General features: G+C 39.8%; 11 protein-coding genes. 7 read left to right on the forward strand and 4 right to left on the reverse strand.

Features of this window, described 5'->3' with window-relative positions; translation table 11 throughout:
* Positions 1–21 precede the first annotated feature (21 nt).
* Complete coding sequence (locus GSQ19_RS21580) at positions 22–615, reverse strand: hypothetical protein (protein WP_011319887.1); 594 nt, start codon at positions 613–615, stop codon at positions 22–24.
* 197 nt (positions 616–812) lie between these two features.
* Between GSQ19_RS21580 and GSQ19_RS21585 the strand changes: the two genes are divergently transcribed.
* Positions 813–1442 carry an RNA polymerase sigma factor gene (locus GSQ19_RS21585; protein ID WP_185478973.1) on the forward strand — a complete coding sequence of 210 codons (630 nt, stop codon included), beginning with the start codon at positions 813–815 and terminating at the stop codon, positions 1440–1442.
* A 97-nt stretch (positions 1443–1539) separates the two neighbouring features.
* Entirely contained in the window at positions 1540–2613 is a 1074-nt protein-coding gene (locus GSQ19_RS21590) for a tetratricopeptide repeat protein (RefSeq protein ID WP_011319889.1), read from the forward strand.
* Between the two features lie 21 nt (positions 2614–2634).
* On the opposite strand, the gene GSQ19_RS21595 is transcribed toward GSQ19_RS21590, so the two are convergent.
* The 3 genes from GSQ19_RS21595 to GSQ19_RS21605 form a co-directional block, all read right to left on the reverse strand.
* Positions 2635–3468 carry a hypothetical protein gene (locus GSQ19_RS21595; RefSeq protein WP_011319890.1) on the reverse strand — a complete coding sequence of 278 codons (834 nt, stop codon included), beginning with the start codon at positions 3466–3468 and terminating at the stop codon, positions 2635–2637.
* A gap of 315 nt (positions 3469–3783) precedes the next feature.
* Entirely contained in the window at positions 3784–4263 is a 480-nt protein-coding gene (locus tag GSQ19_RS21600; RefSeq protein ID WP_011319891.1) for a DUF2267 domain-containing protein, read from the reverse strand.
* 190 nt (positions 4264–4453) lie between these two features.
* Entirely contained in the window at positions 4454–5881 is a 1428-nt protein-coding gene (locus tag GSQ19_RS21605; protein ID WP_011319892.1) for a sensor histidine kinase, read from the reverse strand.
* A 530-nt stretch (positions 5882–6411) separates the two neighbouring features.
* Between GSQ19_RS21605 and GSQ19_RS30310 the strand changes: the two genes are divergently transcribed.
* The 5 genes from GSQ19_RS30310 (at position 6412) to GSQ19_RS21630 (ending at position 13965) form a co-directional block, all read left to right on the forward strand.
* The gene (locus tag GSQ19_RS30310; protein ID WP_011319893.1) at positions 6412–7983 is read left to right on the forward strand and encodes a calcium-binding protein; all 1572 of its coding nucleotides are present in this window, start codon (positions 6412–6414) and stop codon (positions 7981–7983) included.
* Positions 7984–8492: 509 nt separating this feature from the next.
* Complete coding sequence (locus tag GSQ19_RS21615) at positions 8493–9077, forward strand: hypothetical protein (RefSeq protein WP_011319894.1); 585 nt, start codon at positions 8493–8495, stop codon at positions 9075–9077.
* Positions 9078–9378: 301 nt separating this feature from the next.
* A complete protein-coding gene (locus GSQ19_RS21620; protein ID WP_153228442.1) occupies positions 9379–9912 on the forward strand; it encodes a hypothetical protein in 534 nt (177 codons plus the stop codon).
* 22 nt (positions 9913–9934) lie between these two features.
* Positions 9935–10906 carry a fimbrial biogenesis chaperone gene (locus GSQ19_RS21625; protein ID WP_011319896.1) on the forward strand — a complete coding sequence of 324 codons (972 nt, stop codon included), beginning with the start codon at positions 9935–9937 and terminating at the stop codon, positions 10904–10906.
* 116 nt (positions 10907–11022) lie between these two features.
* Positions 11023–13965 carry a carboxypeptidase regulatory-like domain-containing protein gene (locus tag GSQ19_RS21630; protein ID WP_011319897.1) on the forward strand — a complete coding sequence of 981 codons (2943 nt, stop codon included), beginning with the start codon at positions 11023–11025 and terminating at the stop codon, positions 13963–13965.
* The last annotated feature ends 179 nt before the right edge of the window (positions 13966–14144 follow it).

Below are 14144 nucleotides of genomic sequence, written 5' to 3' on the forward strand. Positions count from 1 at the left end.
CAAATGACCAATAACTAATAACTAATTAGCTACTTCCGCTATTTCAATAATCCGCCCTTCATAATCCTTAACTAAAAAGTTTAAGGGCTTCTGGTTACGGATTTTGAATTTTAAACCGCGTGTTTCTACCCGCATTAAAACCATTTCTAAGCAGTCACGGTCAAAGCAAACGTGACGTTGCTGATTTTTTACACCCAAACTTGCACCTGTAATGACGTGTAGCTGGGTATTCTTCTTTAATTGATACCACAGTCCATCACTGGCATTACTCATTGACTTGCCAGACCAGCTAGGACTGGTGGACATATATAGCGGATCTATGCCCGTTGCGCCTATAGTTTGTTCGTAGTTGTAGTAGTAGTGCAGTGGTACTTCTGCGGCTGGTAAATCTAGTAGCCCTTCGTATAATTGTCGGGCAATCTCTAGATCGGACACCATCACAGTATGCACTTTGGGCGCACTGGTGAGGAATAGCCACATAGCGCCAGCATAGGCTGCTAAGAGCATCACCATGATGCCTTGGGTTGACAACAGGCTATCTAGAGGCAAGGAGGGCAAAAAAGAGCCTAAAACAGGGGTAAGCCGGAACGATATCACACTAGCTGCTATAACCATGAACAAATTAAAAATTATATAAGGGAGTCGCTTTTATTTTTGTCTATAAAGACTTCAACTAAGAGGTCTTTGTTCTAGTGTACAAGACTAAACTAATCTGAGTCTTCGTTCTCAACAGACCTACATCAAGATATTATACGGCTGACTCAAAAATCTTATTGGCAACTTTATTTTAACAAGTATCAATGGCCAAACTTATGCAAATTCCTCATTTTTCTGAAGCTAATCACCCACTGGTAAAGTCCCTGTTTCATCACAGTGACCAAGAATTGCTGGATCTGTTTCAACATAATCCCGATGCTGGTAAGTACTTTACGGTGATTTTTTGTCGTTACAGCCCGATAGTCTACACTTTAATTCAACATTCCGCGCGATCGCCTGTACAGGCTGATTATCTTTTTGCTCTGACTTGGCGACATATCTATTACGAACTCGGTGGACTGGATTTAAAAAATCCCCTTCCAGGTCAAGAAGGGTTGACCTTGCAAAATTGGCTGATTAACATCACAGCTTACTGTATCAATGAAATTCAATTACCCCCAACTGAAGCCATTCACTATTCTTTGCAAGCAACTTCTCCACCACTTTGGTGCTATGTCGAACAGGCATTAGACCAACTGCCCCCTATGTTACGATTGATGGTCTTGATGGCGCAAACCTTTCATTGGAGCGAAACTCGCATTGCTGCTTATCTACAAGCCGAAGGGGAAAAGGTGACACCTGCTGAAGTAGCCAATTTTCTCCAGGAAGGCTATCGTATGCTAGAGGACAAATTACCCGCAGACATCCGCACTATCTACTTGGGCGAAGATTTGGTTAAGTCATAGGTTAAGTATATACGCGTAAACTGCTAGTCTTCATGCTGACATAATAAAACTTTTCTGCCAGCTTTTACTTAAAACCGCAATTTCTTGGGTAAGTTTTATGACACAACAGCATTTATTCCCTAGCACTCAAGCCAAAAGCTACCAGTTGTTTGGTTTTTACCTATTAATTTTGACTTCCCTATTGCATCCTGTAGCCGCCAGTGCGGCTGATATTACTCAACAACTCCATCGTCCTTTCAATAGTTCTATTGGACGGCAATCTAGAGATGATGCAGACTCATTATTACAGATGGCTGAACAACAATATGCTGCTGGATATGCAGACAAAGCCATTGACTCTGGTTTACAAGCGTTGGATATTTATCACTTGATTGGTGACCTGAGGGCAAAAGGTCTAACTTATAATTTGTTAGCAAAAGCTTATATTGAATTAGGACGTTTTAAAGAAGGAGAAGACGCATTACGTCGAAGGTTAGCGATCGCCCGTGATACTAAAGACTTTCAATCACAAATTTTCGCCCTGAATAATCTTGGTACGTTGCTACTACAAGCAGGTGAAGCCACAGCCGCCGGACAAACAATTCAGGAAGCCTACACCATCGCTGACAATGTGAAAAATATTGATGGTGAGGGACTATCCTTGAGTAACTTGGGTCTTGTATCGGCTAGGCTGGGAGATTACAACAAGGCGATCAAACTTTATGAAACAGCTTTGATTTTCCGCCGTCGGACTGGGGACGCACCAGGAGAAATGAATACTTTAAATAACTTGGGCGATGCTTACCTAGCGGCTGGCAATTATCAAGATACGATTGGTACTTATGGCGCAGCTATGAGAATTGCCAAAACTATAGGCGATCGCTCTAACCAATTACGTGCCATTGATGGTTTAGTCACAGCTCACAGCGCCGTAGGACGCTATGAACGCGCCTTTGATTTACTACAACAGCGTTTAACCATCGCTCAAGAATTACAAAATCTGCGCGAAGAATTAAAATCCTTTGAATCCTACGCAAAATTATACGAGCAGCTAGGTAACTACCCAACCGCTCGTAATTTTTACGAAAGAGCAATCATACTTTCGCAAACCCTAGAAGATAACAAACAAGAAGTGTTTTTACGCGATCGCCTGACGCAAATGTTGAGGAGTCAAAAGTCCATAGCTAAGTAACAACTGACAATTGACGACTGACTAGTTCAAAAACACTGAACCGTTATTTTCAATTCTCAACGCGCTTCGATCTTGACCAACATCAGTTGTTTCTCTCAATCTCACCTCCAAAACACCTGATTGTGGGGAAGCCTGAGGAGTTGCTTCTAGCAATCCACCGTCTTCCCGTTGAAATGTGACAGTGACGGGTGCTGTTAAATCTCGGAGTGTGACATCGGATTTACCTTGGAGCGATCGCGGTGCTGTGTCTCCAATTACCTGATAAGTGACATTAGCACCGCTATCATTAACTAATCTCACGTTTACTCTACCACTCGCCAGAGAAATACGGGTGCTAGGACTTTGTTGTTGACCTGGTGAGGGTAGGGGACTAACTGGCACAGTAGATTGTCCTACACCAGGCGCTGGGGTCTGCTGTGATCCTTGAACACCTGGCTGTGTGTTTCCGCCTTCAGTTTGTAAACTGCGTTGAGAACGACCATAGGGGGCTTCACTAAAAATCCTGGGGTTAGGGTTTAGTACTGAACTTGTTTCGCCACCGACACCCATTCTTATTTGCTCAGCGTTTGGCGTAGCAGGAACGCTGCTTTGTGGAAGCAATCCCTGATCTATAAGCCTTTGAGTGAAAGCATTAGGAGGGCAACCCTGAGGGACTGCAACCCGATCATTGTGTGGTTGCTCATAAAAAATTCTTGGACAAGGATTAACTTTAGAATTGGGCTGGATAGTAGGTTGCTGAACTGGCTGTTGTGACAGCACTGCTTGAGGAATTGCTACTATACCCATCAGCAACCCTCCACAAATTGCACTCAATAATTCAGCAGACTTGCGAAAGTTGGAAAAGTTTATGCTCATGATTTACTCCTAAAAATTTGAGTTTTAGCAAATAGGACGATTTTTTATTTAAATCAATTAAATAAATCTCTACTACGAAAGCAGCATTCTCAATCTACCAGCTATTCTTTTCGTCTTTCTCTAGCTTTGGGATTGAAAATGTGGACAAAAATTGTGTATATCAACCTCTATCTTTAGGATGATGAATATAAATAAATCACATTACTAATAATAAAAACATTTCTAGATCAATCAGATTAATTTTCTTGGAAATTTAATTATCCGTAGGGTGGGCATTGCCCACCACATAGTTATTAAGAAGATGCCAGACTTCAGTTAAGCTTCTTCCCAAATTTGACGAACTTTATCAGGTAACCAATTAGCAATTTCTTCAATTCGCTCTGATGATAATTCATCTTTTGTAGCAGAAAACACAGCTTTAACTACTTGTTCCCTATCTACATTTGGCGGCATTCCCCCCTCATTAGCCACCCGGAATAGGAAGCGATCGCTATCGATTTTAAAAATTCCAGGGCCTTGCCAGGGTGGACGTACCCGACTCAAGAAGCCGACAAGAGGATTGGTATCATGCCACAAATCTGCAATTTCCATTTGCAGCGATTTATCATCACTTTCTTCCGCAGGTTCATGTAGTTCTGCTTCTACTCTGTCCGCAGCTTCTGTAGTCATCAAATCACGCATGACACGAAAGACTACTTCAGTTATATCTCTGGCATCATAAATATCACCCAAGCCGCTTTCTGTTCTTACTTTTTCTAAAAAAGGTATATTTTTTTCTGGAATGGAAGTTGTCATCAAGACCTCCAAAAGTTTTCTTATACCTGCATTTTCGCCAGCAAAAAATAGCATATTAAATGACAAATTCTTAATCATTCAACTGCTGGCTGCAATATTTATGGCTAAAAAATGCAGGCTTTAATAAATAAATTAGTATGTAAATTTAATAAAATTCATCTGTCACAGGAAACAAATATCAATTATCAAATTAAGACTCTAGAGTTATGGGTAAAGTGACAATAAAAGTAGTACCGTTACCTACAGTGCTTTCGACTTGAATGTTACCGTGGTGATGTTCCACAATAGCTTGCGCGATCGCTAGTCCCAATCCTGAACCTGTAGCATTATCTTTACCTACATTCCCACTCTTATGAGTGCGTGCAGGATCAACTCGATAAAAACGATCAAATAATCGCGGTAATGCTTCAGCCGGAATACCAATTCCCGTATCACTCACCTTAATTTGTAACTGCGATGTATTATAGCGAACTCTATCTACACGCACCAATTCCACATTCACCGCCCCACCTGGGGGTGTATAGTGCAAAGCATTACCAATTAAATTAGTGAATAATCGCACCAGTTGATCCCAATTCCCCACCAGTGTGAACCAATGTTCTAGTAATTCAGGACTAGTTTCAGAATCAGCAGGATCAATTAAGTGCAAATTCAGAGTAATTGCTTTTTCTGTAGCTACAAGCTGTTGTTCTTCCACCACATCCATCAGTAAAGCATCAAGGGGACAAGATGAAAAACCATCTCTGCTTACACCACTGTCCTGACGTGCTAGAAATAATAAGTCATTAACTAACTTACCCAAACGCTGGGTTAACCGTTCCACTACCTTTAATTGTTGGCGATAATTGGAAGATGTAGCGGCTTCAGTTTCAGTCAACTCTAAATCAGCTAAAGCAACTTGGACATTAGTTTGAATCAAAGTGATGGGACTTCTGAGTTCATGGGAAGCATCCGCAGTAAATTGCTTGAGACGTTGGTAAGATTCACCAACTGGTTCCATTGCTTTACCTGAGAGAAACCACCCACTGGCGGCAACAGAAATCACCATTAACCCAGTTCCCAGCGCCAAATCAAAAATTAACTGGCGACTCGGTTTAGTCACTTCAAACCAAGGATGACTCACACGCAGATATCCCAAAACTTGCCGTCCAAATTCCACTCGTTGTGTAACTTGTCGCAATAATAGTCCTGAATCTTGATTGGTGAGTGCTGAGTTTTGCGTTTTTGAGTTTGTCCATCTGTCTTGCTTAAAAACGTGAACAGTTTCACCTGTGCGGTTACTGTGAATAGGAATATTTAAAGGTTCAGAAAAAGTTGACCAGATTAAGTCACCAGTAGGACTAAACCACTCTAGATCAATATGATCATCTTCTACAGTATTGGCATTGTTGCGAAAACTGGCTTCTACGTTAATGCGTAGCTTCTCAGGCTCACCGTTCACTGGTTCAATGACCAGCGATCGCTCTACAATTTCCACCACATGACTAAGAGTATCGTCAATCCGTTCCACCAATGTACTACGGACATATAAATACACACCACTGGCAAACAACAGCAACAATACCGCAGTTACCGCAGTGTACCAAATAGCCAGACGACGACGAGTAGCTTGAAACATTTGCCTAATGTAAAAGAACTAAATCTTTGTTAAGTGCTAAATTCTTGTTAAAGCAATGCAGTAAAGAATATTAACTGATGTAAGTAATATTTAAACCAAGTTTTTCCTCACTATCACTTAAGTAAATATGCTGAGGACGGAGACTAGTAGGTAAGAATATAGTAAATGAGCTAAATATCAAATTAGGCTATTTTTTATTGTTCAATAAGTTTTAATACTTCACCACCTGAACTGCCAATTCAAATTTATATCTAACTTTATTTTCTATCATTTTACTGTTTATTCATTCAAATTTTATCAACTAATTATTTAAAGGATGAGTTTAGCCCTTATTCATGGGTAAGTTAATCTTGTTAGCTCCAATATTTAGATAATGGCTGTGAACTTTCCTCAAGAAGTTTTGATGACTCAAAATTTATTGAAGGCATACTTACAGTAAATTAATCTATCTATGAATTTAAATACACAATCAATGAGATTTTCTGTAAATAAATTGACTAACCAAAAACAACAATATCCCAGGTTTTACTATGTCAGCAATCCAACTTTCTAGCATCCTCAATAATAATGTTTATACTGAAAACTTTAATACCTTACGTACTTCAGGTAACGCCACTTGGGTTAATGACAGCACTATTAATGGATGGTACACAGCTCGTACTGGTACTGGAACCCAAATTTCTACAACTAATGGCAGCACTAGTACTGGAAACTTATACAGTTTTGGTACTGTAGGTAGCACCGATCGCGCCTTAGGTTCCATCGGTTCAAGTGGCTCCAGCGCCGGAAGTTTTTTCTGGGGTGTCCGCTTAGTTAATAATACAAACATCACCCTCGATTTTCTTAAAATCAGTTATGTCGGTGAACAATGGCGTAATAGCGGTGCAGGCGCTCAGACAGTAGATTTTCAGTATCAAGTCGGTGCTACTAGTATCACTGGCGGTACTTGGATAGATGCTAATAACCTTGACTTTACCAGTCCAGTAACTGGTGGTACTGCAACGGCTCTAGATGGTAATGCAGCAGCTAACCGTACTTCTATATCCGGTAAAATCAGTGGTCTGAATCTAGCACCAGGCCAAGAAATCTGGCTACGTTGGCGCGACATCGACCATACAGGTAGTGATCATGGTCTAGCCATTGATGACTTTTCTTTATCATTTGGTACTTTTGGTACAAACGGCAACGATACTCTACAAGGTGATGACTCTGAAGACTATATAGACGGTTTAGCCGGTAACGACATCATCACAGGATTAAAGGGAGATGACATCCTCATAGGTGGTGGTGGTAATGATCAGTTCATCCTTAATGCAGGAGACGGAACAGATACCATCACTGATTTTGGTGGTGCAGGTACTCGCTTTAATCCATCCTCCAGTATCCGAGCAGAAATGGATCTCTTGAAATTTCAAGGCGCTGGTATGACTGCTCAAAATATGCTCCTCACCCAAAATGGTGCTAATTTAGAAATTACCTTCGAGGGTGTGGCTAATACCAAGGTCATTTTGCAGAATTTTCAGATGCAAAACCTGAATAACTTCCGGGAACCGCTCCTCAGTCAGCCGAAGATAGGCAACATTCTGTTTGAAGGAGACGGTAACACTATTCAAGATGTCTATGATGTTTACACTGCTACCCAAACCGACAGAACCAACTTTAAAAATAATGCTGTCACTTTCCTGAATGACCTTGATAACTACTACGTTGGTCTCAATGGTTCTAACGATGTTATTAATGGTCAAGGAGGTAACGACACAATTGATGGTTTAAGTGGTAATGACATCCTCCGGGGTGGAGATGGTAATGATATTCTCATTGGTGGATTGGGTAATGATATTTTAGTTGGTGGTAGTGGTAATGACCTATTTGTTCTACAAGCAAAGGGTGGAACAGATATAATCAAAGACTTTGTAGACGGTCAAGACTTGATTGGTTTAGCAGGTGGTTTGACCTTTGGACAATTAACCATCACTCAAGGTACGGGTGTAGATATTAATAATACTTTAATTAGAATCACTAGTACCAATGAATTAATAGGTATCTTAAATGGAGTTGTCAGCAGTAATATTACTGTCAGTGATTTCACTGCATTTACTTAAACGTATGAAAGGTTATTTATAAAGTATAAATAAAATTCCTGTAGTGGAGTGTCAAGGCTAAAGTAGTGGAAAAATATAGCTCTTGTGGGATGGGCTTCTAGCCCGTCTTGTGTCGGCAAGATGCCCACACTGGAAGATAATCCCAGTGTAACATTTAAGGCTTGCCACGCTACTACTGGATTATTATTTATCTGTTCAAAAATTAAAGATGATTCCTATATGCAGATTTTGTGGTAAAGATTTTGGTTCCCAAAATAAGGACTAAAGTCCTTACTACGAGCTTATTCATACTTTAAAATTGCTTTTGCAGACGATTTCCATCTGTTTTGCTTTAACCGTAAATCGACTGAGTAAGAAAAAAGAAATAAGTACTATTACTTATCATGAATATAGTAAATTTAAATACTTTCAGTAAAATTTCTGATGTTGCTTAAATATACAACGGGCTAAATTGTTTTTGCGCTTGTTCAGGCGTAGCAAAAAACCACACAAGTTATACCTACACGACCATGAAAAAGATATATTCTTTAGCATCTTTAACATTGGGTACAGTAGCTTTAGTTAGCAATTTCTTTTCCGCACCCGCTAAGGCAGCCACCGCCGATGTAGACATCCAAGCCAACGTTCCAGAAATTATCTTTTTGGAAACCTATGATACTCTCACCTATGACGTACAACCTACAGATTTAGCACCTGGCTATACTAATGGAGTTATCCAGACTGTAAATGGTACTTTTGATGCCGCAGGCACAGTTGATAATGCCCTCAACGGTGGTGCAAGTGCCACCGTTGCTAACGGCATTGTAACAATTACTAACCCTATTACCCTGTACAAGACTTGGGGTATTACTAGCACTGGTAATATCGTACATGGGATTGCCAATAGTGGCACTGCTGTTGCCTTGGATTCAACTAGCGGCAACAGTACAGTTTCCTTCACACCTACTCTAGCTTCCTCTACTGATTCTGCTCCTGGTTTAGATTATGCTAACGCTCTGACAGGAGACGTAAGCTTTGAGTTCGACTTTTCTGCCACCACCGAATCTGGTTTGCACACAGGCGGGACTATTACTGTCACAGCTACAGCTAACTAAGATATCTGCATTTAGTTTCCCAGAATAGAGTCGATAATGGCAATTGATATCGGCTCAGAGCAAAATTTTTGTGTTAGGTAAATAGTTTTCATGTGTATCTACGCCCTAACCCATAGAGCTGACAGTCCGCACACATAAACAAGCGTAGTCCATCTAAGACACTTGTAGATTCACGTACTCAGACTTAGTGACTCTGAATCTAAGCCATGAGTTATAAAGTTTAATTATTTCTGCTCTGTCCGTAATCAATTGCCATATTTTTTAGTTATCTGATTGAAATAATTGCTGAATGAATAATTTGATGCAGCACCGGTATTGTCTCGGCATAACAACGATTATTCTGGCTCTCTATCAAATCTGTACTGCGGGTATAGCATCTGCTAATCCAACTTGTACAAGTACTAATGACGGCTGTATTGTCATTGAAAATGAAATACTAGAAATTAGCCAAGAAGATATTGTGCCAGATGGTCGAACTGTGAATTTAAGTGGTCATGGAGTGATAGGTGAAACTTCCTTAAATACATCTAACCCGTTCTTAGTTAATACACAAATTAGCAAGACAATTAATAATCTCTGGCAGTTCCAAATAGATAGTAATAACCTTAATAGTTTACAGGTACAATACACCCCTTCTGGTAATTTTTCACTTACACAAGGAAGCTCCGTAATTATAGTAGATATTGACCCTCTAGCACCCATTGTTATCGGACAAGGTGCAACACTGGATAGGGTGATAGTCCAAGGAGGAGCAACTTTTACTTTAGACTTATCACAAGTAACAAAATCCGGTATTCATTCTGGTAGTTTGCAGTTAACAATTACAGAATTTTAAACAATTAATCTATTTATTATTAATGATGAACAAGCAGATAAAGCTAACTAAAACACTAAGAAATGTTGGGCTGAGTATCTTAGCAACAGCGAGCGCAGTTGCTTTAGCTTGTAATTCTACTTCAGCTATTTCTATTGGTGTTAGCCCTCCACGCTTTGAGTTAAAGCTTGACCAAAGAAGGTCTAGTACTCAATCTTTTCAAGTAGTAAATAACGGGAAAAAACCATCGACTTTTAGAATCTATACTCAAGATTGGACACTCGACGAAAAAAATAATATTAAAGCCGTACCAACTTCTGAACAGTCGCTGTCTTCATCAATTGTAGTTAACCCAGTTAGGTTTACTATTCCCCCAGGAAAAGCTCAAAGTGTCAGATTTTCCGTGCGTCCCCGTGTACAGCCTAAATCCGGAGAACATCGAGCTTTTATCTTTATAGAAGAAGTTCCTTCTGAAGATAGAGACGCAAGTCCTAAAAGTGTAGCTGATGTGAGAGTTGTTGGACGTTTTGGGGTTGCTGTCTATGGTTATGTTGGTGAAATCAAGAGAGTTGCTTCACTCAATAAAATTACTGTAGATACTAAAACTGGCCCCGTACAAGCAAATTTTGATATTTCTAGTCAAGGTAATGGCTATGTGCGGATGGCTGGTCAATATGCTATTTGGCCGGCTGCTAAATATCCAGGTGCTAATGCTACTAAACAAATTGCCAATTTAGAAAAGAAAACTACAAAATTACCAGAAAATGTCTTGAGTGCTGGTTTCTTACCTAGAAGCCCCATATTACCAGATACTCGTCGTCAAATCCCTCTCCGAATACCACAAAAACTAACACCTGGTCAATATGTTTTAGACATTAACGGTGAATTGAATGGGATCAAAATTGATCAAGGTATCCCTTTCAGTGTGTCAGTTTTAGCGAGTACTCCTCGAAAGCCTTTAACCAGTCCTGCTGATTCGTCTCGTCGTAACATCATTCCCAGACGCACAAGATAGCATTTGTTGGTACATCAACTGCGATTTTTTAATTGATTTAACTACTTTCTTCCCCAACTACTTTGCAGTCAAGAAATTTCTCGGCTGCTTATAGGAACATTTGTGTTTAATTAACTATGTTTTACGATCGCCCCCCAATTTCCCCCCCACCAATCACACCACATTCGTTAGTAAGTTCTATTCCCACACCCCAAGATAATGATCATAGCCAAACGGCTGATACATTTAAGTATGCGATCGCTACTCCTAGTGAACTAGAAACATTTCCCAATGAGTTCTCTACAGGTGTTTCACCGCAGCTTTTTACAACAGAACATTTTAGTGAGGAACTCATTACTCAACATATAGTTAGCGAACTACCTGTTGGTAATACGAGTAACAATAACGTCACCAATATCCCAGGAATATCTACTGTTGACAATATTAAACAAGCTCCTAAAGCTGAATCTTCTCCACCAAATTTGGGTAAACCGGAAAAAGATAATGGTGTCACAGCACCAGTAAATACAACAGATACAATTACTTTTACCGAAACTTCTAGTTCTGGTATAGAAACTTTATTACTAGGGGTAATTATTAACCGTAGAGAAGTTGGTAGTTTAGATGTTATACGTCGAGGAAATACCTTACTAGTACCTTTAGAAAACTTTGCTCAACTTACAGGCTTAACCATTACAACAACTGATGATACTACAGAAATCAAAACACCTCTAGGTGCTGTGAAACTAGCGTCTAGTGAACTAGAGATAATTCAGGGAATTACCCATATTAGCGATTCTTTATTACAAGAAAAACTCAATACCACAATCGAGTTGAGGTCTTTAGAAGCAGCTTTGATTGTTGGGTTACCTTGGTTATCAGGTAGTAGAGAAGCGCGAAATGCAGCAATTGATCTAGAACCAGAAGTTAAAGCACCGCTAAGTGGATTGTCTAGTTTTAGACAGGAACTTAATGTTGTTAATGATTCTGGTGGTACTCGGTTCCAGAGTTATAGTTTGTTGGGTGGGAGACTCGCTGGCGGGACTTGGCGTATACGTTTAAATAATAATTTTGAAAATTCTCCCAACTTAGCTGAATATTTTTTCTATAAACGTAATGGTAGATTTCTTTATCAATTAGGTCGTCAACAAATAAGTGTACATCCCCTATTAAATGGGCAAATTTTAACGGGCGCACAATTTGGTTACACTAATTTACCCGCAGATCGCTATAGACAAAGTTATAGTGCTAATCAGTTAATACCAAGAAGTTCTCGTTCTGTACAAACATTTCGAGGCGAAGTTCCTCCAGCCAGTTTTGTGCAACTGCGAGTTGGTAGTAGAATAATTGCCCAACAGCAGGTAGGATTTGATGGAAGATACGAATTTTTTGATGTAAATTTGCCTGCTGGACAAAATAATTTAATTGAAGTTTTGGTTTACGATCGCAACAATTTCAGTGTACCTATTGAAATTCGCTCTGTGAGACTCAACACCTCAGATTTACTATTACCTCCAGGTGGTAATGTACAGTTATTGGGTTTGGGTTTTAGTGGTAACTTAGCTCAAAATGCTTTTTCTGACGATTATAATACCTCTGATTCTGGTAGCCTTGTGGGCTTTTATCAATTTAGGCAAGGTCTATCAGATAATTTTACTGTTGAAGCTGGACTACAAGCAATTCCGAATACTTTCCAAACTCAATTAGGTGCAATTTGGCGTATAGCCAATCCTGTGATTTTATCGGGTAGCGTGGGTACATCTTTTGGTAAGCTTGCTTATAATGCAGATTTAGATGTTCAGTTAGGTGGATTAGATATAAATGCTAATTCTCAGCTATTCCCCGAAGGTTATAGAAGTGATAATGGCTCAAGAGAAAGATATAATCATAGCTTAGAAGTAGGTTATCGCTTCAATAGTAATTTGAGGTTGGGAGTTTTAGCACGTAGTCGCAAATCTGATTCAAACTCAACTGAATACATTGCACCTACTTTCTATTTCCGTCCCTCTAATAGTTTATATTTTACAGGTAGACCTGACACTGAAGGGCAATATCTGTTTTATTCGGCATATCAACCTAATGCTTTAACTCGATTATCATTTAGTAGCTTTGGTGATAACTATGCTACGGATTTCAGTTATAAATTAAACAATAATTATCAGTTATCTTTGGGTAGTGATTTCGGTGGTAATCTACCAGCTCGCTACCTTGCTACAGTAAATTATTATCCCAGAAATATTAGAGGATTTAGTTGGAGGTTAGGGCTTGCTTATCGGGATGGCGATGTGGGGCCAATTGTTGGTGCTAGCACCCAATTGATACCGGGTCTATTTGCTAGAGTCGAATATCAAGCTATACCTTCCAGGGCTAGAAGTAATTTTGGTGGATGGGGAGATGATCGCCTGACAATTTCTCTAGTATCCGATTTATCATTCTCTGATGGTAGAATCTCCCCAGGTAACTTTAACTCTTTTGGGAAAGATAAGGGAGCGATTTCTGGACGTATTTTTGTCGAAGGAAGTAAAGAAAGCTTTGATTTAGGCGAGTCTAGTGTCCGAGTTACAGACAAATACGGTAAGATTATCGGTGGTGCGAGAACCAATGCTCAGGGTAACTTCTTTGTCGGTAATTTGCCAGAGGGTGTTTACATAGTTGAGGTCGTTCCCAAAGACTTACCCATAGAACTTACCCCCCTGAAAACTACCACAATTGCCGAGGTTGCGGGTGCGGCGGTAACTAAGTTGAGTTTCCCTATGAGGGTTGAATATGGCATTGCTGGACGCATTACAGATAGTGCAGGTCTGCCCGTACCGGGTTTAGCGGTAGAACTTGTTAATGCTGAAGGTAAAAAAGTTGGAACAGGCGCAACTGACGAATTTGGTCTTTATCGTGTAGATGGTCTTCCGGCTGGTCAATACACATTACAGGTTCCCAATCAAAGCAACATCAATCGTAGCAATAGCCTGCCCAAACGAGCTATAACTATTGAGAACGATTTTGCCTACGACCAAAATCTGCAATTACCCATTTCCGCAGCCACTAAAGATGCACAGGAAGCACCAAAGTTACCTAATCCTTAAATCTGCGTGTTGTTGAATTGATGTATGAATAAGGAAAAGCAAAGATAAAAATCTTTACCTTTTGGGAAAATTTAATTTTATTTCGGCAACAACGCCTAATTTTAAATATTTAAGTGTGGCAATTATATTTATTAGCCAGATACTTCACCTTTATGCCCCATTTCATCTACGATATGAAT

The organism is Trichormus variabilis 0441, assembly GCF_009856605.1.
GTDB classification, from domain to species: Bacteria; Cyanobacteriota; Cyanobacteriia; order Cyanobacteriales; family Nostocaceae; genus Trichormus; species Trichormus variabilis.